Raw genomic sequence first — 23,944 nt, 5'->3', positions numbered from 1 at the left:
CTCCTTCAATCTACTAACTACTACTAGTGTACTGGGTTAGGAGGCAACAAGCAACGAATCGTACTTTAAATTGGCGGTTCTTGGTCTTTATGGGTATGTGTGATAACTTCCGTATGGTTTTTCGTCTTCGGATCATCCGACAGTAGATCCTTAATTTTTTCAACCACTTGCGGAGTCAACTCCAACAATTTCTCATAAAAGTGTGTTTGGTTATTTAGGTGAATCATTTTCACACCGTGATTGCCTACAATGAGAAATGCTACAGGCGTAATGGATACACCACCCCCACTTCCCCCACCGAATGGGTGGCGCTCCTCTTCATCAACCGCACGATTTAGCGTGATTTCGCTTCCACCTGCTGCAAAGCCGAACCCGACTTTTGAAACTGGAAGAATGACGCTTCCATCAGGTGATTCTACAGGATCTCCAATAATGGTATTTACGTCGACCATTTCTTTAATATTTTCCATGGCTGTTTTCATAAGCCCTTGGATTGGATGTTCAGACATTGTAAGTTAAGCCCCTCTCTTTACTGATTGCACGTTAGAATATACTGTGTGTGTGCTCTTCTTCCTATGCTTGAGCACTCGTAAGACCATAAGAACAGCGTGCCCGACCTGAAAGCGGAGTATGCACGTAAATTCGGTGTGAAATACCGCCGCTTGATAAAATGGCAGCACACTCATTTTCGGCATTTGCTTTAGTTTCATTCGATTTGAGAAAAAGGAAATCACGGTCGTTTTTACCGTCCAAATCATTCCCGTCATCGTTCCTGTCGTAGCAGCATCACCAGTACCTAACTGGGTTTTCCATTGGATTTCATGAACGTTAACTGTCGCCATAAACTTTTGTACAATTACATAAAAACCTTTCACTTTGCGTAAGAAAGCTCGTGACGCTTCCCATTGATGTAACAAATCCCTCGGCGTCTCTTCTTCGATTTGCGATTGTTCTGAAGGTTTGAACCAATGATCTTCGTTCTTTTTAAACTTTACCGATAGTTCCTCATCATCCCATTCTACGTTCGGAACTCTCCACGTCTTACTCATCCACCCTTTCAAAAAGGAGAGGCGAATAACGCCTTCGGCATGTAAGTTTGCCTGCATATAGTGAACATGAATTGAAATTTTCATACACCAGAGAGCCGATACGATAATAATGAACAAAACGATGGCAATCACCAGATAGAGCATGTTTGACCACATCTTTCCCGTCTCTTTGCCATCAGTATAGACAAACGATCCAAACCTTAAACGGTACACGAGGTGGGATAACCCTTCAGCCATGGGATATATAAATGGTGACCTCTATGCCTTGTTCACTAATAGATCCGGTTCTTCTAGCTACACGTTTGACCTCATACAAAAAACGACTTCCAAAAAGGAAGTCGTTTTGTGTATTCTTATTATGCTTCTACGCGGTCTTCATCGTCTTCTTGATCATCTTCACGGATCGGCTCAACATCACGAACGACTCTCGTATCTGCCAACAGGTCATGTACACCCGCTTTATGAGGGTGAAAACCGACAACGACGTACATAATGTTCGTGATCACGAGCACACGATGAATCATTCTTCCTGGCACTTCTCGTGTGAATACCTCGCCCCATGTTGGTCTTGTAAGACCGACAGACACGACGCGTAACCCAAAGGCCATCTTCCCGAGCGTTTGCCCAAAAAACTTTGTCATCAACAGGAAATACACGTAAGCCATAATTGACGTGAGTATTCCATGTACGGTAAAGATCGTTAAGAATTCCGGATTGGCGTCTGATAGGATGAAGATGGGAGAGATCAACAAACCATTTACAGACCCTACAACGATGAGGTCCAATAGGTACGCCCACAAGCGAAGCCAAAAACCACCATACACACTTACTTGATATGTTGAGGGCGGTGCGGTGCGCATCGGTTGCTCATCTTCACGGTGGCGAGATGCCCGATTGTCGTTTTCATCATATGGAATTTCCATTTGACCGTCCCTCCTTTATTCTTGGTAGAGATACATGAGCCTCGGTGCACTAGAATGCGTGACGAGCTCTTCTAAATGACTTAATGTAAGGTTATCACCAGATACAGCTTCTGCCATCAATCCCCAAATTGAACCTGTTCCAAAACTATTTGTATAATGGATAACCGTTGCATCAAGCTCCAACTGTTCTTCCATATGTTCAATGGTATGTTCCAAATCACCTAATCCATCAATGAGCCCATTTTCGAGCGCTTGATTTCCAGTGAAAATTTGACCTTGGGCAAGTTCAAGAACTTCGCTTTCAGGCATATCTCTGCCATCAACAATGACTTTCACAAAATCCTCATACATGTCATCAACCATACTTTGCAAGATCGCTTCCTCATCGTCAGTCATCTCTCGCGTTGGACTACCCATATCTTTATAGTCACCTGATTTGATGACTTCATGGGAAATCCCCCATTCTTCCGCTAACTCGGAAAAATTTATCGAGTCCATAATGACGCCGAGTGAACCAGTCATTGTCGCTGGGTGAGCGGCAATGTAATCAGCAGGCGCAGAAATATAGTACCCACCAGAAGCAGCCATCCCTCCCATAGAAATATACACCGGGGTATCATACTCTTCTTGGGCTCTTACAACTCGCTCATGGATCGACGCACTTTCAACGACGCCTCCACCAGGTGTGTCCACATTAATAACGATACCGTCGACCATCGTGTCTTCCATCGCGGTTTCTAGCTTTTGTAAAAACGTGCGGTGATTGTAGCCTCCGGATGCGAACAATCCATCGTCTGCTCCAGTATCCATAATCATGCCATTAAGGTCTATGACCGCAATCTGTCCGTTTGAGCCTACTTCCATAATTTCTTGCCTGAAATCTCCGCCGTCCAAGTCAATCATATCTGAAAAGCTTGCGGATGCGACAGTCATTGCTAACTGAAACGCACCGGAGATGACGAGTACTAGAGCAGCAATCCCTATGGCAATCCAACGTTTAACAGTCAAATTCTCTTCCTCCTCTATTTCTCTTGCTTGTTAGAAAACACCGTCGTGCCATTGACGATGGTATACACTACATTTGTACTAAGAAGTTCGTCGATGTTGTGGAGCTGAAAAGGGTCTTGATCAAGAACTGTAAAGTCCGCAGCAAACCCCGGCTGAATCACTCCGTACATATGCGCTTCTCCAGAAGCTTGGCTACTTCCTGAAGTATACAGAGAAATGGCTTCATAGACAGTGAGTTTCTCACTTGGAATGTAACCCGGATGTCGCTCACCTTGTTTGCGTCTTGCGACTGCTGCATGAATTCCTAAAAGAGGATCTGGCGGTTCAATCGGTGCATCTGATCCACCCGCACAAATGATTTCGTGATCCAATAATGTTTTCCATGCATACGAAACGCGAAGCAATGGCTCTGGTACTGCGTCTTGAATCCAAGGAAAGTCTGATACAGTGAACTGCGGTTGAATATCAAGAACAATGGGCATACCTTGCATCTTTTCAATAAGTGATCGACTCGTAATTTGCAAATGAATGAGCCGATCTTTTTTCTCACCGACGGGTGGGTGCTTCTTAAGTACGTCTAATGTTTGTGCAAGTGCAGCGTCACCAATTACATGTACGGCGACCGTCAGTCCCAAGTTTCGTGCTTTTTGAACGAGTACCTCTAATTCATGATCTGAATGAATCGGAACCCCTCGGTTCAACCCTTCACCTCTATAAGGTTCTGACAACCAAGCAGAATGCCCACCGAGCGAGCCATCTGCAAAGATCTTCATGCTGCTAAATGTTTGCCCATACCAATCTTCGTCTACACCACCGACACAGTTCGCCCAATCGTCAACGGCTTCATGGTGAATAAGATGGTGCACACGAAACTGACGCTCTCGTTTTGTTAATACTGCCCGGTACGTATCCAAAACCGCCTCTGTATTTCCATAATAAGCGAGATCTTCCGTATGTACGCCTGTCAAACCGAGAGATGTCATCTGCTCATAAGCGAGCGTTAACGCGTCAGTCATACTATCTGAGGTAAAGTTAGGTGTCACAGCATGTATTATATCTTGTGCATTTTCGAGAAGCAAACCATTCAATCCTGTATCGTCGCGACCGATAACACCGCCAGAAGGATCAGGTGTATTTGAATGAACACCGGCAAGCTCAAGCGCTCGACTGTTTACAACCATCGCATGTCGGCATATTCTCGTAATCATTACTGGACGATTTGGGAAATGAGCATCGAGTTCATTCCGGTGAATACTATGAGGCTGTACCCATTCATTCTCATTCCATCCTTCTCCAATAAGCCACTCATGCTGAGGCAATTCTTCTGCTTTACGAATGAGTTTTTCTATCACATCTTCTTTACTTTTTGCACCGCTAAGGTCCAAGCGTTTTAGGGAAAACCCATAACCAAGCATATGTGCATGACTATCTACAAATCCTGGAAACATGACGTGCCCATCGAGATCAATGAGCTCAACTTCTGCTTGTTTATAGGTATTCATGATTTCACTCGTTGACCCTACCGCTTGAATAACTCCGTCCTTGACAAAAACGGCTTCTTCGAGTGAATGTTCAGAAGTCATCGGATATACTTTGCCGTTATAGTAAATGGTTTGCATCGTCAACCTCCTAGAACGTTCACCGTCACCCTAAAAAAGCAAACAAATTTAGGATGACGGTGTAAAAATGAACTTACAATAATTCCGTGAAATTGTTATCGGTTGGTGAATCACTTGAAATAAGAGATGGCTCTCGATTGTTAACGGCTTTGTCGACCATCGCATCAATATCGAGTGAGGTTTCAAACTGCAAGGCTTTTTCAAGCTTCGGTTTTGTTTTTGATTGCTCTGGCAAAAAGATCGTACAACAATCTTCATACGGCAAGATGGATGTTTCATACGTCCCAATTTGTTTGGCAATGTCCATCACTTCTATTTTATCCATCGTAATTAACGGACGTAATATCGGGATTTCAGCTGCTTGTTCAATGGCACGCAGACTTTCCAACGTTTGCGAAGCAACTTGACCTAAGCTTTCCCCATTCACTAGCGCAAGTGCGCCTTGTTCTGCTGCAATCTTCTCTGTAATTCTTAGCATCATTCTTCTCGTAATCGTCATTGCATAATATGATGGGATTTGCCGATGAATCTCTTGTTGAATTTCAGTGAAAGGGACGACATGCAGCCTCACTGCGCCTCCATAGAGTGACAGCTGCTTAGCAAGATCAATAACTTTTTGTTTCGCTCGTTCATTCGTGAATGGAGGACTATGAAAATGGACCGCTTCGACGATCGACCCTCTCTTCATCGCGAGGTATCCCGCCACTGGGCTATCAATCCCGCCCGAAAGCATGAGCATAACTTTTCCAGACGTACCTACAGGCAATCCGCCTCTACCTTGAACTTTACCTGCACTAATATACGTGCCGTGCTCGCGGACTTCAACGCTAATTTCAACGTCGGGGTTATGCACATCCACCGTAATATCGTCTGTGTTTCGTAGCACGTAGGAACCGACTTCATAATTGAGCGCTTGTGAGTCAAGTTCTGTTTTCTTAAATGAACGCTTGCTGACACTTTAAATGTCTTCGCTGCGGTTTCTTCTTTCATTAGTTGCAGCGCAACTTTTTGGATGTCATGGACGTCATGACTCGTTTTTACTGCCACTGATAGTGAGATAATGCCGAATATATCTTTCAGTCTAGAAATTACAACATTCGGGTCATCGCCGTTCAGTTCAACAATAAGTCGTCCAAACGTTCGTTTCGCTCGAGATGAGCCAATCTTTCTAAGCACACTGTTGATGTTCCCTTTTAATGCCCGTTCAAATTCATTTCTATTTTTTCCTTTTAAGGCAATTTCTCCATACCTTACGAGTATATGCTCAATGTTCACGATTTCACTTCCTTCATTTCTCTCACCTGTGGAACGATTTGACTCAATGCGGCTTTTAAAGCTTCCAGGTCTGCTTGTGAAGTTTGCCATGACATGCTCACGCGCAACCCCGTCGCTGCTCTTTCGTCTTCTTCACCAAACTGTGCTAGGAGTACTGCACTTTTGCTCGGTTGTTTGGAAGCACACGCTGATTTTGATGATACGTGAATGTCTTTATTACTGAGGGCTTGGATAAGCACTTCCGGCATTGTCCGCTCGATGGAAACATTCATAATGTGCGGCGCACTTGTTTCTTTCGGGGTATTCACGTGCACCCCTTCTTGAGCGTCAAACCACTCGAGTAGTTCCTCTTTCATACGAGCAAGCTTACTATTTTGTACTTCCTTTTTCTCCATCGCCATACGAGCCGCTTTCGCAAGTGAAGCAATTGCAGGAACATTTTCTGTACCGGCACGAAGTTGAAATTCTTGCCCTCCGCCAAATACAAGCGGTTGGATGTTCACTCCGCTTCTAACGTATAAAAAACCAGTCCCTTTTAAGCCATGAATCTTATGCCCGGATACAGAACAAAGGTCAATGCCCACAGATTGCAGGTCGAGATCGACCTTCCCGAACCCTTGGACGTTGTCAACATGAAAACGGATCTTCTCAAACTTCTTCAAGTATTCGCCGAACTCTAGTACTGGTTGAATAGCCCCCGTTTCATGATTTACATGCATGACCGACACGAGAATTGTCTCTTCCGTTATTGCCTGTTTTAAGTCAGTTAAAGATACGACACCTTCTTCGTTCACTGGCAAATACGTCACTGAAAACCCAACCGTTTCTAGAAACTCGCACGTCTCAAGTACTGACGGGTGTTCAACAGCCGTTGTGATCAGATGCCTTCCCCGCTTTTCTCTCGCCCTTGCGATTCCTTGGATTGCCAAGTTATTGCTTTCACTGCCACCTGAAGTAAACACAACCTCTGATGGTTGTGCATTCAGCAGTCGAGCGATGGCCCGTCTCGCTTCCCGCAGAAGGTTCTCTGCTTCAGAACTTTTTGGTGTAATGAAGATGGGTTCCCAAAGTAACGTTCGTTAGCCGTTACAAATGTATGAATAACCTCTGGATAAGGTTCTGTCGTTGCACTATTATCTAGATAGATCATTGAGCTTGACACCTCTTGTTTTCAACTGTTCGCTAGCAACGGAACATTATATCATAAATTCACCTGTGTGCCGAGAAGTGGAGTAAACAAACGAGAAGCACAGTGCGTTATGATCGCACTTGTGCTTCAACGTTAGGCTCGTTTGCCCAGCTCTTCTTGTCACATCTTCATTTAAGCGTTTTGATAAACACTTTCTTCACTTTCATTCCAAGACGATTCTAAATTCCTAGTGCGACAGGTACAGCTTCGGTTAACGCCTCTGTCAAGTTCTCAACCGCATCGTCATAATAGCCATTCCTAAATTGCCATTCACTCTCTTTAAGAACTTGTCTGAGACTAGGATGTTCGTTGCGATAGCGATTGCCAAACTGAATCAACCGCTCTGCCCAAGCGGAACGCGCCAACGTATCGTCAACCGTATGAGCAGCCTTTCCTACTTGATGCTGACCGAGCTCAATCGCTTCTTTCACCGCTTTCATTTGCAGCGGAGTCACGTCTAATTGAGCTCTCGCCTTTTCCAACTCTTTCTCTGCATCATCCAACTGCGAGAGCAAATGCTCAGGCATAGCAGGGATGTGACTCTTGTGTACTTTCATTTGAATCGACTTCATCCGTCTTCGTAACGTCGTTAATTGCTCATACGCACTTAGCTCCTCACTTCTAAGCTCATCGAGTCGTTCCATTGATGAATCTATATCTTCTTTAACTGTCTGTAGCTTGTCTTGAAGTTTCACCATCGTCTGCTCTAAGTCGATATAAGACTGTCTACGATTGGCGTGCAAATCAGCAAACACTTGCTGGTCCTTCTCCGCATCTTTTAGTTCCTTTTTCATCTGTTCATAGAGATTCGTTTCTTCTTCAGGAAGTTGATAGCTTTCTTTCACCTTCTGACGTTCTTTTTCTAAGTGTTCCAGTTTTGTACGAACCGCTTCGTATTTTTCACCAAGTTGCTTCACGCCATGTTCCACACGTTGCTTGGCTTCGACTTCTTGTTCTAGCGTTTGGTACATCTCTTCGATTTGCTCTTTGGAGCGTTCAATTTGCTCTTCCCCATACTCTACTTGCAAACGATCAACCGCTTCTTTAATCTTCGGAAGCGACGTTGTCAATTCACGCAAGTCCGCTTCAATCGTAAAATGATCAAAGTTAAACCCTTGTTCTGATAACTCTTCGATTCCACTTCTTAAATTGCGAATTTCTTCTGGCAAGGAGACGCTAACTTCCATGAGCATGCCAGGAATCTTATTCATCAAGTGGTCAAGTCTTTCAATCGTCTCAGAGATCGTTAATAAACGACTCCTTGCACTCATGTAGTTTCCTTGCGCAGTATCTTCGTAATAGTTGTCAAGCTCACTGCGGCAATGTTCCACTTCTTCACGAATCGCTTCCACCGATTCACCCATCGATTTTTGTTGGCGAGACAACATCGCACGTGTATCTTTTAATTTCTCGGATACGGCCTCAATTTCATCGCGATTTTGTTGTTCACTACTAACGAGTTCATCCACTTCTTCACGGATGGAACAATTTCGTTTTCTACGCTAGTTAATGTTACGCTAACCTTTTCAATCTTTCTTTCGCTTTCTTGAACTGATATTTATTTGCGGCTTCTTCAATATCAAACAAGTCGAGTTCTATTTCTTGAAAACGATCTTCAACGATGGAATCCCATGCTTTTCGCCACCGCTCGAAGTTCTCTTCTGTTTCCCCAGAAATGGTTAACCCCTTTACACGGCTGATCTCATCCGCAATCGGTTCATTAATCACATTGTTCTTTCTTTTATCTAACTCATCTACACTTTGGTAGACCCGCCGCCTTGACCAGGCACCATACGCAATTCCAGCAACGACAAGGATGCTAACGGCAATGATGATTACAGGAACCATTTCTCTCACTCCAATATATTCCATCGATAATTAGTTTCGTATATAATAATACCCATTTACAAAATTCAACAAATACGTCCAAACTCCTCTAAATTATATCGACATCGCTGACGATTTTTGAAGAGAATTGAACTGGTGTATTACTATATTAACATGTAACCTAATAGAGTAGTGGAAAATTGGAAAGAAGGTGGGAGAAATATGAAATCGATCGTATACGATGGCCACGTTCACAGTCCGTATTGTCCCCACGGAAGTTCAGCGGCAATATCAGAATACATTGAGACCCTCATTCACGACGGGTATGAAGGGGTGACGTTTTGCGAGCATGCGCCTCTTCCTGAAAGGTTTGTTGACCCTACCCCAAACTCAGACAGTGCAATGACACTGGAGTCCCTCGCAAAATACTTGGATGAATTGCAGAAATTGAAAAAAGAATACGAATCGAAATTGACGATAAACGTTGGTTTAGAAGTTGATTATATCGAAGGGTACGAAACAGAAACCAAAGCCTTTCTTGATGAATACGGACGTTTTCTAGATGATAGCATTCTCTCGGTTCATTTCATTCACACGAGTGCGGGTTACTTTTGTATTGATTATAGTGCAGAAGTGTTTCAAATGTACGCAAATCAGTTTTCCTCTATAGATGAGGCGGTGTGGCATTACTATAAAACAGTGCAACGATCCGTCACTTGTCATTTAGGGGTATTCAAACCGAGACGAATCGGACATCCAACACTGGCTCGTAAATTCCAGAAGAGTCTGCCATACCCAACGGATGATCAATGGATTAGAGACACTCTCCTCTGTATAAAAAACGAAGGGATGCAAGTGGATGTGAACGGTGCAGGTGTGAATAAACCTGGCTGTCAAGAACCGTATCCGCCTCTTTCGTTCCTAAAAGAAAAAGAAGCGGAAGGACTTCACCTCGTGTACGGCTCCGATGCTCACCACCCTCATGGCCTTAGTCAAGGACGAGAGCAGCTAAGAGGCGTCCGACTGCAAGTGCCTTTAGACGTAAACAAGATTTGAAGTCGGGGAATCTGCTATGCGCGTCGAACAAAGTTGTCGCTCCACAAACTGACGAACATGACCCATATACTTGCCAATAAACGTCTCGTCTCTCGGTTCAAGATGGAAGACTTCGCGAATATATTGCGCATGTAAAAACGGCATCGTAATCATGCCACGCAAATGTAAGATCGCCCACTCCTTTCGCATTTGCGTGAACACACCCGCTTTTCTTCCTTGATCATAGACGAGAGAAAATAGATGCTTTTCTTTCATGAAATAACTCGACATCACTTCGCGAACGAGCATTGAATCGAGCGTCAATTCACGTAGAACGAGGCGGGCAGCACGATCATGCCGTTGTTGATACACCATCGCCCGCTCCACCATCGACAATAGCTGATCAAAACTAGATTCAGACGAAGAAATGGCTTCTTCAATTGCTTGTAAATATCCAGCGAGATAGTCATTCAAAATATATTCTAACAAACCTTTTTTTCCACCAAAGTAATATGAAATTAAAGCGACGTTCACGTTCGCTCGATCGGCAACTGCACGGACGGATGTCCCCGTAAACCCTTTTGTCATAAACAAGTCAATGGCTGCGGTTTGGACAGCTTCTTTTGTGTTTTGTTTTTCAGTTCTCACTTGCTCCATCCTTTCATGACTCGGTTAACGAATACATTCGCTCTATGACGGTGCGATCCTGCAAAGGCTTTACGACTTCTTATTTACTCTTTCTACATGTTATTATGAGTTTAGACAGTGTTATATAGGGGAGGGTGTACACGAATGTTTGAACCTGTCAATTACGACGGAAATTTGCAGAAGAAATATGACATGCTTTATAAACAACTGGATGCCTTGCTTGAAGATGAGGATGATCCTACAGCGAACCTAGCCAATGCGGCTGCCTTGTTACAACAATTTCTAGATCGTACGAACTGGGTCGGTTTTTATCTTTTAAAAGAGGGCGAGTTGGTGCTCGGGCCTTTCCAAGGATTGCCCGCTTGTGTACGTATTCAAGTCGGCAAAGGTGTGTGTGGTACCGCAGCGAAGATACGAGAAACGCAAGTCGTTGAGGACGTGCATCAATTTCCTGGCCACATCGCTTGTGACGCTGCTTCACAATCGGAGGTAGTCGTCCCGATCATTATTAACGATCAAGTTTATGGTGTTTTGGATATTGACTCTCCAGAAAAGGCGCGTTTCTCCGAAGAAGAGGGTCGCCTACTCACTGTATTTGTTGAGCACCTTGTTCCTCACTTACAACGTTAGTATGAAGAAAGGCAAGCTCCTGGTTGAAGGAGCTTGCCTTTTGTTTTTATTTGATACCATAATATGCGTTTAACTCTTTCTCGTCGTCATCGGTTAACGTCTCCGATTTCGGAGCATCTTCAATGACTTGCAAAGCAACCGGCACATGAGCTCTACTTTCCAATGGGTCAAAGTCTTTAAACACTTGGACTGGCAAAACGTAGCGATCGCGTTCCATAATGCCATCTGACTCAATTTCTATAAAGCGGACTTGCCACGTTGTGCTATCGAACAAAATATCAGATATGGAGCCCATCTTTTCATCGTTGGCGTACACCGAATAGGATGTTAGATCTTTTGAACTTTGCAAATGATAGTTCTCTTCGTCCAAACGTGAACCCGCAACATCATCTGGACTTGGCGTTCCCGAAACGGCGCAATTGGCCCTGCATATGGAAAGTGTGGAACCCTGCTGGCGTCGCAGGCGAAACGGTCCAGTAATGCTGAAGGCCGTAATGATCAAGCAACGTTGCTTCATATTGCCTTGAGATTGGCTGATCTGTTTCTGGCTTCGGACTGTCCTTCACTTGGTCTTTCGTAGCGTCTAAATCAACGAGCTGTTCAGTAATTTCAAGCCTTGTAATCAACTCTGGCTGATGAGTACCTTCCCGCCAAAAAACCAACGCCGCGTATCCCCAACGATATAACGAACTCTCCAACGACCCGTACTGTCAAAATACACATCGTCAACCGCTCCGAAATCATCGTCAGTAGCTGACAGTGAAAAGTCTCTAAAGTCCTCGACACGTAGTAACACAGGTTCTCTCTCCTTTACAGGTTGTTATAGAGAATTTTCCTGTTTTGCGCCGATTGTAAACCCGAAATCTTTTATCGAGACTAGTAGTCGCTTCCTGACTCGGCACCTGAAACAATCGCAATGCCAGAACTTGTCCCAATTCGATCTGTCCCTGCTTCAATATATTCTTCAGCGACGGCCGCATTCTTCACACCGCCTGAAGCTTTAATTTTTGCATGATCACCGACGGTTTCTTTCATTAAACGAACGTCACTAAGCGTTGCGCCACCGGTGTGAAACCCTGTGGATGTCTTAACAAAGTCCGCTCCGGCTTGTACACACAACTCAGAAGCTTTTACTTTTTCAGTGTCGGTAAGCTGACTCGTTTCAATGATTACTTTCACTGTCGCTTTATTTGCTGCCGCGTTTACGACGGCTTGAATATCGCGAAGCACATGATCGTCATCCCCAGACTTGAGCGCTCCCATGTTTATAACCATATCCACATCTGCCACGCCTTGTTTGATAGCAATTTCTGTTTCATAAGCCTTAACTTCTGGCACATTCATGCCGTGCGGAAAGCCAATGACTGTTGTTACACCTACTTGACTACCTTCTAAAAGAGCGACAGCCGTTTCTACCCAATACGGGTGAACACAAACCGTTTTAAACTCATGCGTCTTGGCTTCCTCGCAAAGCGTAACAATGGCTGATCTTGATGCTTCAGGTTTCAGTAACGTATGATCAATGTATGATGCGAGTGTTGATTTGTTCATCATTCTTCACCTTCCATTCTTTCAGTCACCCCCACTATATCATGTTTTTATTCGTTCGTTGAGGTTGACTTTTATGCAAGGACTTTATACAATGATAGTTGTGCTAAAAGACAGCCAAGGTAAACTTACTTCGTCTTTCATTTTGTTCCTCGACTGCGGCTGATCACAATCGAGGTGCATCACTAACTCCCCGCTGTCGGAGCGAAGATGTGTGAAAACAAAATGAGCGTCTAAGAGATTACCCCTGCCCGTCTTTTTCACGATAAACGTGATAAAAGGAGGAGCTATACTATGGCTCGCTATACAGGTCCATCTTGGAAGAAATCACGCCGTCTTGGTATTTCACTAAGCGGTACAGGTAAAGAACTAGAAAAACGCCCTTACGTTCCGGGTGAACACGGTCCGACTCAACGCAAGAAATTGACAGAGTACGGTGTCCAGCTTCAAGAGAAGCAAAAACTACGTTTTATGTACGGATTGACTGAGCGTCAGTTTAAGCGCACATTCGATAAAGCAGCAAAGCGCGGAGCGTACACGGTGAAGAATTCATGATCCTTCTTGAATCTCGCCTAGACAACCTCGTTTATCGTGCAGGTCTTGCTCGTACGCGTCGTGGGGCGCGCCAACTCGTAAACCACGGTCACATTACTGTTGATGGTCAGCGCGTAGACATCCCGTCTTACACGCTTAAGCCAGGACAAGTAATCGGTGTACGTGAGAAGTCACGCAACATGAACTCGATTGCTGAAGCTCGCGAATCCCTTGCCTTCACACCTGAATATGTCAGTGTAGACGGCGAGAAGTATGAAGTTACGTTCACACGCCTTCCAGAGCGTTCTGAACTTTCTTCAGAAATTACCGAAGCGCTTATCGTTGAGTGGTACTCTCGTTAATACACTAAACCCCCTCTTTATAAAGAGGGGGTTTTTATTATCCAATCGCTTCGATCATTTCATCTGCGCCCTCACTTTGATTTGAGCACACGACAACAACACGACTACAGGAGGTTCAAACGAAGCCCGAAAGCAAACACCCGGTCGTACCCGACGAGTAGATGTTTTCTTGAACTGTCTTCTCTTTCAATTGTATATCCTGAATAACTATAGAAGACAGTATCATTTACGTGAACTCTCGGACGTAAAAATTGTTCCGTCATCTTTTCTGAGAAAAGTTCAGCTTTATCGACACTCCGCCAAAACATTTCCACGTCAGTTACGGTGACAAACACACCCCCATCTGCCCCACCTTTTATCGGAATGCAATATTGATTCGTTTGATTGCTTTCGATATACCCGTGCGCAGTCTGTTCAGGCAACTGATCAAGTTGAAAATAACCTGACTTGTCCATGCCCACCTTTTGAAAGATTTCTTCTTCAACAAATCGGTCAAACGGTCGTCCCGATACCGCCTCAACGATTTGACCTAGCACAATATAACCTGCGTTATTATAATGAAACCGTTCACCAGGATGGAACTTCATCGGTTCGTGTTGAAACATTGGCAAAAAATCCTTGCCTTCCCTCATGCTGTACATCGGCTTTTCATCCCACAATGCAGAAAAATCATCCATCATTCTTCATCAAAATAATCGGGAATGCCTGACGTATGCGTAAGCAAATGATGTATCGTAATGTCCTCATGAAAGTGTGGGAATGAGATGTCTACACATTGCTGTAAACGCGTATTAAATGAAAGTTTACCTTCTTCAACGAGTCTGCAAATGGCTGCGCTCGTGAATACCTTTGCTCCAGATGCGATGCCAAACCGCGTACTTGGATTGTTTCTTATCTGTTCGGCCTGGTTGGCATAACCGAACGCTTGCTCGAACACACCGTCGTATTCCTTTATGAATATCACTCCAGAAAAATTCACATCTCGTTGAACGTTCAGTAATCGCTCGATTTGCTTATTCTGTTTCATCATTCTCCTCCTTAAGATTAAGTGATTCGTTTCTCGACACTCAAATCAAGTTAGAGTAGATGAAGCAAAATGATTCACATTAAACTCATTCGATTGTCACCTCCTCGTTTACTGATCGTAGGCATTTAGTGCGTTCACTCCGTGGGCAAGGGCAGACTCAGCTTTTAGAGCTGTTGCAACAAGTACAGACTCGGCAACTTCTTCGCGGCTTGCTCCTGCAACTTTTACGGCTGCTGTGTGCAGCTCAATGCAATATGGACAACCTGTCGTGTGTGCGACGGCAATAGCGATGAGTTCTTTTTCTTTCACCGTTAATGTACCTGTTTGAAGAGCTGCTTGATCAAACGAAAGAAATTTCTGAAAAACTTCTTCATTATACGTTTTCAATTCCTCTAAGCGATTGAAGTAAGAAGATTTGTACAATTCATCTGCGCCGTTTCCATCATAAGCATTCCATGCATTGACACTATGCGCGATCGCTGATCCCGCTTTTAAAGCGGTCGCCACCATGATGGCTTCTGCCACTTCTTCTTTCTTTGCCCCTTGTTTCTTCGCTTGATTGACATGTAACTCAATGCAATACGGACACCCGGTCGTATGCGCAACCGCTACAGCAATCAATTCCTTCAACTTTGGCTGCAACTTTCCTGGCGCGAGCGCTTCGTTGTCGAATGCGATGAAGGCAGCAAAGGCTTCTGGAGCTAACGATTTGAATTCTTCCAATCGGCTTGAATACGCTTTGTTATACATCACCGCTCCTCCTCACCTATTTCGCTTTATTCTTCCATAGAGACGTTCGTTTAGCAAGAAAAAAGATGGGGATGCTCCCCATCTTTTTTGGTCATTTCTTAAGTTGAGCAAACTTCCGTTTGCCGACTTGCACGATCATATCGTCTGCAATTGTAATCTCTGCATGAATGTCTTCGACTTTTTGCTCATCAATTTTCACACCGCCATTTTTAATCATGCGCCGTGCTTCACCTTTCGACGGTTGTAATTCCAGCTCAACGAGCAAATCAATAATGGACACGATCGGCTCACCTTTCCACTCAACGACCGGCAAATCCTCAGGAAGTGCACGTTTCGTAAACACCGTCTGGAAGTACTTTTCAGCTTCGGCAGCTGCAGCTTCCCCGTGGTACATTTCAACAAAACGGCGGCCAAGTCGTTGTTTGGCATCTCTTGGGTGAATGCTACCCTCACCAAGTCCTTTCTCCAAAGCTTCAACCTCTTCCATCGGAATATCGGTTGCCAGTTTGTAATACTTCACCATCAGCTCATCAGGAATGCTCATTGATTTACCAAAAATCTCATTCGGTTCTTCATCGATTCCAATGTAGTTGTTTAATGACTTCGACATTTTACGCACACCGTCCAACCCTTCAATGAGCGGAAGCGTTAGGGCAACTTGCTTATCTTTCCCGTACGCATCTTGAAGCTGGCGTCCCATCATAAGGTTAAACGTTTGGTCAGTACCCCCAACCTCAATATCGGTATCCATCGCCACCGAATCATAGCCTTGCATTAATGGATAGAAGAACTCATGTATGGAAATTGGTTGGTTGTTCTTGTACCGGTTATTGAAATCTTCACGTTCAAGCATTCTTGCCACTGTTAAATTCCCAGCTAAGTTGATGACATCTTCAAAGTTTAGCTGGCTTAACCATTCCGAATTGTAGTAGAGCGTTGCTTTGTCCATATCCAACACTTTGCCGTACTGCTCGACGTACGTTTTGGCGTTTTCAGCTACTTGTTCACTCGTTAATACTTTTCTCGTTTCTGATTTACCACTTGGGTCACCAATTCTACCTGTAAAGTCGCCGATAAGCATTTGTACGTGATGTCCAAATTCTTGGAATTGGCGAAGCTTATGAAGAACGACGGTGTGGCCAATGTGCACGTCCGGGGCCGAAGGGTCCATGCCTAGCTTAATGTTGAGCGGTTTACCTGTTGCAATTGATTTCTCAATTTTCCCTCGGAACGCCTCTTCAGGCACAATCTCCACAACACCTCTCATAAGCGCCTCGACTTGGCGATTCGCTTCTTCCTTTTGTTCTGTTGTTAATGTCCATTCGCTTGTCATATCTTCGTCCTCCTATTATTTTTGTCCATAAAAAAAAGCCCCTCCTAAAAAGGGACGAACGTATCGCGGTACCACCCTTGTTGAGAACTTCCGCTCTCCACTCGGCTCTTTAACGCAGAGTATACGTTTCCTAGAAAGCTCAAGCAATGTAATTCATCTCTTGCGCCGGATCGACTTGCAGCGACCGTCGACTCTCTGAACCTGTACACAAGAAATTACTTCGTTGCCATCATCGCGTTACCTATATTGACAATGATCTTTTTATACCATGCCAATTGTTCACTGTCAACTGTATGTAAACCCGATCGATAAGGCAACCTACACGTAAGAACGAAAGGTCAGAAGAGGAATTGTACATATTCATCACGAATAACCTGGATAGCGGTTCTTTAGTCTATAACAAAGTATGCTATAATATGCGTGATCTTCTTAGGGGGTGAACGATGAAAAATATATTACAGAGGTTTAACCGCTGGGCTGATTTCATACAAAACAATCGCTATGTACAAGGGTTAAATATTACAAGCCTTGTCGCTTGGAACATTCTCATTCTTTTAAGCGTGACGATCTTGCTCGGAAGACATTTGTCGGCGCAGCCGGTGCTGGCTACTTCGTTTCTTTAGTAGAAGATGAGCCGGAATATACACAAGAAGAAATTCGTGCAGACATCTACAATTATGAAGAAACAAGTGTCGTTTACTTCGCCGATGACGTATATTTAGGCGAACTTCCTTCAATTCTTGAGCGAAGAGAAGTAAGCTTGGACGAAGTGTCTACGCACGTGAAAGACGCGTTAATTGCGACAGAAGACGAATATTTCTTTGAACATAACGGCATCGTTCCAAAAGCTGTTATGCGCGCAGTGTTTCAAGAGTTTGTCGACACAGGCATGCAAACGGGAGGAAGTACGCTCACCCAACAAATTGTGAAAAACCAAATGCTATCTAACGAAGTTTCTTTTGACCGCAAGGCAAGAGAGATCTTAATTGCGATGCGTTTAGAGAATTATATGGACAAAGATGAAATTCTTGAAGCATACTTAAACATCGTACCATTCGGCAGAAATGCGGCCGGTACGCAAATTGCAGGCATTCAGGCTGCAGCAAATGGAATTTTTGATGTCGAGGCATCGGAACTTTCGTTACCTCAAGCTGCGTATATTGCCGGCATTCCACAAAATCCTTTTTCATACACTCCCTTCACGTCCGATGGGGATTTGAAAGAGGACTTGACTGCTGGAATGCAACGAAAGAATATCGTCCTTTACCGGATGTTAGACTCTGGAACGATTACCGAGGAAGAGTACGAAGCAGCTCGAGAGTACGACCTAATGGAAGACATTACGGATTATGCACCAGAAAATAGCTTTGAAAGTTATCCGTACGTTACGAACGAAACAGAACGCAGAGCCGTCCCCATTCTTAGAGATTATTTATTGGACAAAGACGGGGTTGACTTGAGCGACATGGAAGACGAAGACCGTGCACAAACCGTCCAACAATACACCGAGCGCGCAAGTACAGAACTTCGTCTTGGCGGATACCGCATTCATACTACCATTCATAAAGACATTTATGACACGATGGAAGACACGATCGCCAACAGTGACTTGTTCGGTCCGAATACGAATGACGGACAACCTGAACAGGTGGGCGGTTTGTTACAAGATAATGAAACAGGAGCGATTTTAAGCTTTATCGGTGGACGTGACTTTGAAAAAGAATCATGGAACCACGCTACGACAGGTGAAGGCCGATCCGTAGGCTCAACGATTAAGCCGCTCATGCCGTTCGGATCTGCGATGGAGCGCGGGGTTGTGCAACCGGGCATCGTCGTTCCCGATGTGCCAACGAATTACCGTGGGGGAGATCAAGACCCCGTAAGTAACTTTGGTAGTTCTTACGCCGGTATCCCTTCCGTGCGAGATACGATTACGAACTCACGAAACACCCCATCGGTACGGACATTTTGGCAAGTGCCAGAAGAAGATTTGTACGATGATATGATAAAACTTGGCTACACCCCGCACCTTGACTATGCTGCGGAGTCGTTCGCACTCGGTTCTTTTGATGCAACGGTTGAAGAAAATACGAACGCATTATCGACGCTTGCGACCGGTGGTACGCGGAATGAATCGTATATGATTGAGCGGATTGAGACGCATACGGGTGAAGTGATCTATGAGCATGAACACAATCAAGTTGACGTGTTCTCCCCGCAAACGGCGTACCTTTCCATTGATATGATGCGAGATGTCCTCTCAAACGGAACTGCATCACGCATTCCTAGCCTGTTAAACTTCGGTGGGGATTGGGCCGGAAAAACCGGGACGTCGCAAGGTGCGCGTGACTATTGGTTCGTCGGCATGAACCCGAAAGTGAGCTTCGGCTTATGGATCGGCTACGGAGATAACCAACCGCTCCAAGGCGAATACAGTCAACGTCAACAACAGCTTTGGGCAACGCTTATGAATCGCACTGTGGAAACAAACAGTGACGTCGTCTTGACAGATTCACGGTTCGAGCAACCCGAAGGAATTGTACGACAGTCAATTTGTGGCGTGAGCGGATTACTTCCTTCCCAAAGTTGTTACGACGCTGGACTTGTGAATACCGATTTGTTTAATAGCAACTACTTGCCATCTCAAACCGATGACTCACTAGAAGGCGCACGCTACGTAACGATTAGTGGTCAAAGTTATCTTGCGTATGAACAAACACCTGCCGAATTTACGGACACCGGTTTTTCCGTAAACTCAACGTTCTTCGACGGTGTGAATATCCAAGATTATTTGCCAGACAGTTTGTCCGGGAATTTAGTACCTGACCGAAACGCCCCTGCACTTGACCATACTCCAGCTGCAGTTTCTGGAGTGTCATCAAGTGGCGGAACAATCAGCTGGGCGCAACATTCTGATGGCGACATCGTCGGTTACCGTGTATATACAGCAGCAGGCAGTCTCGTTGGTTCAGTGAAAGGAAATACGTCGACGAGCTTTTCTGGCATTAACCCTGCCCAAGGCTACTACGTAGCCGCAGTTGACACGATGGGCCGAGAATCGAACCCGTCGAACCCGACCGAAAGCGCTCCAACACCTGAAGAGCCAGAAGAAGACCCTACTGAAGGTCAAGAGCCAGAAGAAAGTGACCCAACTGGCGAAGGTGAAAACAACGGGAGTTCTGACCAGGATAACGAACAGCCTGATGAGCAAGAAGACGGTGAGGATAATGAAACCCCACCGCCAGAAGAAAACGACCCACCAGAAGGTGAAGACGATTCTTAAACGAGGCAAGTCTACCCTCGGGGTCAGCTTATCCCGCCACGCCCGCGGGGCGTGGCAGGGGCGGGACGAAAATCTCACCATAGAACGATCTATGGTGAGATTTTTGTTTTACGACGTGTATATTGTTGAAGATCCTCCCATAGAAACGAGAAATTGTACCAATGTGTATTTTTTTGGTCTAAGCTCTAACATATACTCACTCTCCGATATTTTAGTTTTAACCTGCTCCGACGACAGTACAACAACTCCTCATCACGGTATACTCTCGCTCAATGAACATTCCTCATATGTAATTCTTACACTTTCTCACACGAAAAGCCGCCGGCGTAAGGCCGGCGACCATCTGTTATTCCCATTTGTATTGCAAAGCGTTGGTATGAGCGATTAAATCGTCATACGTTTGTTCATTAATGACCCCATTGTTGAGTTGCCCTTGTAGTAGATGGTGGAATGAACCGAGGTGCTGCACTGCTCGCTCGCGGTCTTCTCGCTTTTCAAAATGTTTGACTGCGGTCAGATGTGTAAGCAATTGGCGTACAGATCGTTCATTAGAAAATGCGCCTTCAAGGTTGAATTGCTCTACTTGTTCAATGAGACTCTCTACACTTAAACCAAAATCAATGGAGTCACTACCGCCAACAACTGGCAATGAAATGAGGCTTTCACTCAAATCTACTGTTACCTCAACATCGCTATGTTCAGCGCGTGTATGTGTGCGGTTACTGCCTGAAATAATAACACCAATCCGGTGTCCTGGCTTAAACACGTAATCATGAGTCATCGTGTTCCAATTAAACGAATACGTTTCACCTGGAACGAGCGATTGACTTTCCCAAACCGATTCATAATTTCTTGCATCCATCCATCCTCTGGACACAATTTCATAATCTTGCACGTGAGTAAGCAAATCATGTTCATAGTAACAAGCGCTGTCATGTTCAGAACTTTCGCCCCAACATGTTTGCTCATCAATCATTTGCATACCGCTAGAACCACTCCGATGATCCAGCCGTTCATCGGTTCCATAATCAACGATAAGTGCAGAAAGGTTTACTCTTTCTCCATTTACCGAAGCTGTCAGTTCAATTTCTGGAGTTCCACTTATTCGAACTTCCTCTTCAAGCTCAGGTGATAAAAATGCAAGACGATGGTCATGATCGGCTAAAGGATCTTCGGCAAGTTGCCTCTCCGTTAGTGGAAGGTTGCGAAAACTAAGCTCTTCTCCTGATGGAACCGGCACATCGGTCAAATGACCGTGCTCATCACCTTGTCCAATCGTTAGCTTTACATCTTCTGTACTACTTTCTGGCCACGAGTCATACGTCGTCCATTCATTGGCTGCATGCTCTACATCAGCCATCGGCTCGTCCATTATGCCATTATCAATACCTAAAAGCTCATGGTCAAACCATCTATGGACGGTGCTTACCCACTCATCTCGCCGATAATCGAAAGGTTCAGCATGAGCCGTTTGCGCCAACCATATTTTCCGATCTACATCATGTTCCTCTAATTGTTCCCACCATTGTCCGAAATGATTCGTTTTTACATTCAGATCATTCAGACCATGGATGAGAAAAACACTCGCTGTAACGTTATCCGCATCTGGTACGTAATTTCTTTCTTCCCAAAATTCATTATAATCACCAAATTCGTCGTCCATTAAATCCCTCATGCCATTGAATACAAACTGACAAGCTCCCCTACGTTCTGAGTTCACCACGCGATTGGCCAAACCGTTCGGTCCATTCAAATAGTAGATGCTGCCATTTGCACGATAGTAGTCGTACCAGCTACTGATTGCCGTAACAGGAATAATGGTTTCAAGCCCTTCGACATTTGTTGCTGCTGCTGCATTTGCAAGTGTACCATCGTATGACTTCCCATACATCCCTACTTTGCCAGTGCTCCAATCTGCAACTGCGGTTTCATCATGAATGTCATAACCATCCGCATTATCATTCAACCAATCAATGACGGCCGTTACACTTTCAGTTTCTTCATACCCTCCTGTCGTTGGACAACCGTCCGAAAGGCTTGTCCCAATCATATCAACGTGTACAACGGCGTAGCCACGCGGAACAAAATAGTTGTCATAAAATAACGGAAATGAAACCGGCTTGCCATCAATATACTCTTTTAACTGCGACTCCTCACCGCGACCCATGTTTTCGTTGTATGGACTAGCGACCATGATGACAGGTACTTCTAATCCTTCTTCACTTTCAGCGGGACGGATAATATCGGCAGCGATTCGGTCGTTTTTACCATCACCATCTGTGTCTAAATCCGTTTCCACATAAATGGTTTCTCTGATCGCATCTTCATAAGAGAAGACCGGCTGGGATACACCCTCGTCAATTACATGATCAGATACCGCCGTTTCTGCGATTGCTGTCTCGTGAAGATGATATAGAGCTGGGAGAGTTACAAGAGCAGCAAGCGTTGCTTTTCGTAGTTTCATAGATCATGTCTCCAATCTTTATCTATTCCCATCTAGTAATTAACGTTTCTGATAACCGATCAAGTCGCTCGAAAGCCGTTTCTTCAAGATTTCCTTGATTCATTTGGTGCGCGATCAACGCTTGAAAGCCTCTCGTATGCTCCACAACTTTCGTGCTGTTCGAGCGATTCTCAAAGTGAGTAACTGCGGTCATATGAGTTCTCGCGATCCGGTAAGCTTGTTCGGAATGAAAAGCGGATTCTTCTAACTCATCAACCAATGCTAAAATTGTACTGGCTGATACACCAATATCTTGTTGGATTGATTCGACGACGTCTGCATCTGTTTCTGAAGCAATGGTTAACGTATATTCAATGGCAGCATCAATCTCCTCTGGAACCGAACGTAAAGGGGTACTTCCACAGTTTCACCAGCATCCACTTCAATGACGTGATGGTCGAACGTATATTCAACTTCTTCATCGACATCGACATTCAACCGGTAAAGGTCTGTCGCTTCTCCATCATTTGTAACCGTAAATGTGTGGGTTTCAATGTTCCCAGGTGAAGCATGGTCAATGGTTTGATGAGTCGCATTCATTTCTCTCGTGTAATCCCCGCCATAATCAAGATGACGAACGGCCGTACGATAAGATAAAGCACCAACATCATCATAATGCTTGTCCAATACATAAAAATGGAGGCGATTATGTTCATCCACATATTCACTTACAACACCTTCGCCGGTGCCTGCTTTGAATAATGCATCCGCTAACTGCTGATAATCCCCTTTGGACAACATTTGAATGGTGCCGTTCGGTCGAACAAAATCGACCTCTTGAATATCTTCCGGATGTGCATCAACGACCCAAATAAATGGTGCTCGCTCTTCATCCTTCGTTTTTGCTACCAACACACCGGAGTCCATTTGAAATGAATCAAAACCGACTTGGTCAACGACTTCTAACGTGTAATTATCGTACCAATCTTCCCCTTGTTGCATATCGGCACGCCAGTCATCTTCCAAATAATTTCTAGGCGTTTTGTCTTCGTCCATCGTAATGTTGATGCCGATATAGTCATCCCGCCCAAATTTCTCACCCGTTGGAACGGCTCTTGTCAAAATGTTTTCAAAGACTGGACCGTCCTTGAGGTCATCGCGATCAATTTGCAAATACTCTTCACCTTCCGTCACGAAATCTTGCTTAATTTTATTCCGTAACATGTGGTGAGACGGCGAACTAGACCCTTCAACTGCTGGGATCATCCACCGTGTGTGCGGACCACCTGGTCCATTAAATGCGCCTCGGCTCATTAATTCCCACGGTCCTGAATAAGACCTAGACACTGGGTTTGCATACGGGTTGTTATAGTTATCTCCCAACCTTCGATATGGCCAAACTCATGAGCAAACACCGACTGACACTATTTTCCGCTTGTACAGACCCTCCCCGGTACGCAT

23 protein-coding genes, 2 pseudogenes and 1 other annotated feature are annotated in these 23,944 nt (G+C 44.7%); of the genes and pseudogenes, 4 read left to right on the top strand and 21 right to left on the bottom strand.

Going from position 1 to position 23,944, the window contains the following annotated elements; genetic code table 11:
- Positions 1-65: 65 nt before the first annotated feature.
- The 9 genes and pseudogenes from ytfJ to JCM19037_RS28225 form a co-directional block, all read right to left on the bottom strand.
- Complete coding sequence (gene ytfJ, locus JCM19037_RS05085) at positions 66-509, bottom strand: GerW family sporulation protein (RefSeq protein ID WP_042398540.1); 444 nt, start codon at positions 507-509, stop codon at positions 66-68.
- Between the two features lie 6 nt (positions 510-515).
- Positions 516-1,193 carry a DUF2953 domain-containing protein gene (locus JCM19037_RS05080; protein WP_193744661.1) on the bottom strand — a complete coding sequence of 226 codons (678 nt, stop codon included), beginning with the start codon at positions 1,191-1,193 and terminating at the stop codon, positions 516-518.
- A gap of 212 nt (positions 1,194-1,405) precedes the next feature.
- Entirely contained in the window at positions 1,406-1,972 is a 567-nt protein-coding gene (locus JCM19037_RS05075) for an RDD family protein (protein ID WP_052363565.1), read from the bottom strand.
- A gap of 15 nt (positions 1,973-1,987) precedes the next feature.
- Positions 1,988-2,980: a signal peptide peptidase SppA gene (sppA, locus tag JCM19037_RS05070; protein ID WP_042398533.1), complete on the bottom strand. Its 993-nt coding sequence runs from the start codon at positions 2,978-2,980 to the stop codon at positions 1,988-1,990.
- A 14-nt stretch (positions 2,981-2,994) separates the two neighbouring features.
- Positions 2,995-4,599, bottom strand: coding sequence for an amidohydrolase (locus JCM19037_RS05065; RefSeq protein WP_042398530.1), 1,605 nt, complete (start codon positions 4,597-4,599; stop codon positions 2,995-2,997).
- 73 nt (positions 4,600-4,672) lie between these two features.
- A pseudogene (gene thiI / locus JCM19037_RS05060) lies at positions 4,673-5,874 on the bottom strand (tRNA uracil 4-sulfurtransferase ThiI).
- Positions 5,871-6,860: a cysteine desulfurase family protein gene (locus JCM19037_RS05055; RefSeq protein WP_307189732.1), complete on the bottom strand. Its 990-nt coding sequence runs from the start codon at positions 6,858-6,860 to the stop codon at positions 5,871-5,873. The pseudogene thiI and the gene JCM19037_RS05055 overlap by 4 nt, the downstream one beginning before the upstream one ends.
- A gap of 382 nt (positions 6,861-7,242) precedes the next feature.
- On the bottom strand, positions 7,243-8,544 hold the full coding sequence (locus JCM19037_RS05050) for a septation ring formation regulator EzrA (protein ID WP_081829076.1): 1,302 nt from the start codon (positions 8,542-8,544) through the stop codon (positions 7,243-7,245).
- Between the two features lie 31 nt (positions 8,545-8,575).
- The gene (locus JCM19037_RS28225; protein WP_042398525.1) at positions 8,576-8,911 is read right to left on the bottom strand and encodes a septation ring formation regulator EzrA; all 336 of its coding nucleotides are present in this window, start codon (positions 8,909-8,911) and stop codon (positions 8,576-8,578) included.
- Between the two features lie 201 nt (positions 8,912-9,112).
- On the opposite strand from JCM19037_RS28225, the gene hisJ reads away from it, so the two are divergent.
- Complete coding sequence (hisJ, locus tag JCM19037_RS05040; protein ID WP_042398522.1) at positions 9,113-9,946, top strand: histidinol-phosphatase HisJ; 834 nt, start codon at positions 9,113-9,115, stop codon at positions 9,944-9,946.
- On the opposite strand, the gene refZ is transcribed toward hisJ, so the two are convergent.
- On the bottom strand, positions 9,926-10,573 hold the full coding sequence (gene refZ, locus JCM19037_RS05035; protein WP_193744660.1) for a forespore capture DNA-binding protein RefZ: 648 nt from the start codon (positions 10,571-10,573) through the stop codon (positions 9,926-9,928). The two genes, hisJ and refZ, sit on opposite strands and share 21 nt — an antisense overlap.
- 144 nt (positions 10,574-10,717) lie before the next feature.
- Here refZ and JCM19037_RS05030 point away from each other — a divergent pair, with 144 nt between their 5' ends.
- The gene (locus JCM19037_RS05030; RefSeq protein ID WP_042398518.1) at positions 10,718-11,203 is read left to right on the top strand and encodes a GAF domain-containing protein; all 486 of its coding nucleotides are present in this window, start codon (positions 10,718-10,720) and stop codon (positions 11,201-11,203) included.
- Between the two features lie 46 nt (positions 11,204-11,249).
- Here JCM19037_RS05030 and JCM19037_RS24925 read toward each other — a convergent pair whose 3' ends face one another.
- The 4 genes from JCM19037_RS24925 to deoC form a co-directional block, all read right to left on the bottom strand.
- Complete coding sequence (locus JCM19037_RS24925; RefSeq protein ID WP_193744659.1) at positions 11,250-11,573, bottom strand: PRC-barrel domain-containing protein; 324 nt, start codon at positions 11,571-11,573, stop codon at positions 11,250-11,252.
- Between the two features lie 16 nt (positions 11,574-11,589).
- Positions 11,590-11,865 (bottom strand): hypothetical protein, encoded by a 276-nt coding sequence (locus tag JCM19037_RS25525; protein ID WP_193744658.1) that lies wholly within the window; start codon positions 11,863-11,865, stop codon positions 11,590-11,592.
- Entirely contained in the window at positions 11,826-11,999 is a 174-nt protein-coding gene (locus JCM19037_RS25520; protein ID WP_193744657.1) for a hypothetical protein, read from the bottom strand. Before JCM19037_RS25520 ends, JCM19037_RS25525 begins: the two co-directional genes overlap by 40 nt.
- Positions 12,000-12,079: 80 nt before the next feature.
- The gene (deoC, locus tag JCM19037_RS05015; protein WP_042398509.1) at positions 12,080-12,754 is read right to left on the bottom strand and encodes a deoxyribose-phosphate aldolase; all 675 of its coding nucleotides are present in this window, start codon (positions 12,752-12,754) and stop codon (positions 12,080-12,082) included.
- Between the two features lie 291 nt (positions 12,755-13,045).
- Between deoC and rpsD the strand changes: the two are divergent.
- Positions 13,046-13,647: pseudogene (gene rpsD, locus JCM19037_RS05010) on the top strand (30S ribosomal protein S4).
- A gap of 104 nt (positions 13,648-13,751) precedes the next feature.
- Here rpsD and JCM19037_RS28220 read toward each other — a convergent pair.
- The 4 genes from JCM19037_RS28220 to tyrS form a co-directional block, all read right to left on the bottom strand.
- Positions 13,752-14,288: a serine hydrolase gene (locus JCM19037_RS28220; RefSeq protein ID WP_255357848.1), complete on the bottom strand. Its 537-nt coding sequence runs from the start codon at positions 14,286-14,288 to the stop codon at positions 13,752-13,754.
- Positions 14,289-14,323: 35 nt separating this feature from the next.
- A complete protein-coding gene (locus JCM19037_RS28215; RefSeq protein WP_255357847.1) occupies positions 14,324-14,674 on the bottom strand; it encodes a serine hydrolase in 351 nt (116 codons plus the stop codon).
- Between the two features lie 108 nt (positions 14,675-14,782).
- Entirely contained in the window at positions 14,783-15,424 is a 642-nt protein-coding gene (locus JCM19037_RS05000) for a carboxymuconolactone decarboxylase family protein (RefSeq protein ID WP_042398503.1), read from the bottom strand.
- Between the two features lie 91 nt (positions 15,425-15,515).
- Entirely contained in the window at positions 15,516-16,757 is a 1,242-nt protein-coding gene (gene tyrS, locus JCM19037_RS04995) for a tyrosine--tRNA ligase (RefSeq protein WP_042398501.1), read from the bottom strand.
- A 47-nt stretch (positions 16,758-16,804) separates the two neighbouring features.
- Positions 16,805-16,999: a binding site (T-box leader), on the bottom strand.
- Between the two features lie 293 nt (positions 17,000-17,292).
- On the opposite strand from tyrS, the gene JCM19037_RS04990 reads away from it, so the two are divergent.
- Positions 17,293-20,040: a transglycosylase domain-containing protein gene (locus JCM19037_RS04990; protein WP_052363563.1), complete on the top strand. Its 2,748-nt coding sequence runs from the start codon at positions 17,293-17,295 to the stop codon at positions 20,038-20,040.
- 346 nt (positions 20,041-20,386) lie between these two features.
- Here the strand turns inward: JCM19037_RS04990 and JCM19037_RS04985 are convergent, their stop codons facing one another.
- From JCM19037_RS04985 to JCM19037_RS24920, 3 genes are all read right to left on the bottom strand, one after another.
- Positions 20,387-22,504, bottom strand: a complete 2,118-nt coding sequence (locus tag JCM19037_RS04985; RefSeq protein ID WP_042398498.1) for a Xaa-Pro dipeptidyl-peptidase — start codon at positions 22,502-22,504, stop codon at positions 20,387-20,389.
- 22 nt (positions 22,505-22,526) lie between these two features.
- The gene (locus JCM19037_RS25515; protein WP_373900418.1) at positions 22,527-22,772 is read right to left on the bottom strand and encodes a hypothetical protein; all 246 of its coding nucleotides are present in this window, start codon (positions 22,770-22,772) and stop codon (positions 22,527-22,529) included.
- 71 nt (positions 22,773-22,843) lie between these two features.
- A complete protein-coding gene (locus tag JCM19037_RS24920) occupies positions 22,844-23,866 on the bottom strand; it encodes a hypothetical protein (RefSeq protein WP_152548947.1) in 1,023 nt (340 codons plus the stop codon).
- Between the last annotated feature and the right edge of the window lie 78 nt (positions 23,867-23,944).

Origin of the sequence: Geomicrobium sp. JCM 19037, assembly GCF_000698105.1 — a bacterium.
GTDB lineage: Bacteria > Bacillota > Bacilli > Bacillales > Marinococcaceae > Geomicrobium_A.
The sequence above is the reverse complement of the archived record's forward strand: the minus strand, read 5'-3'. Positions and strand labels throughout refer to the sequence as shown.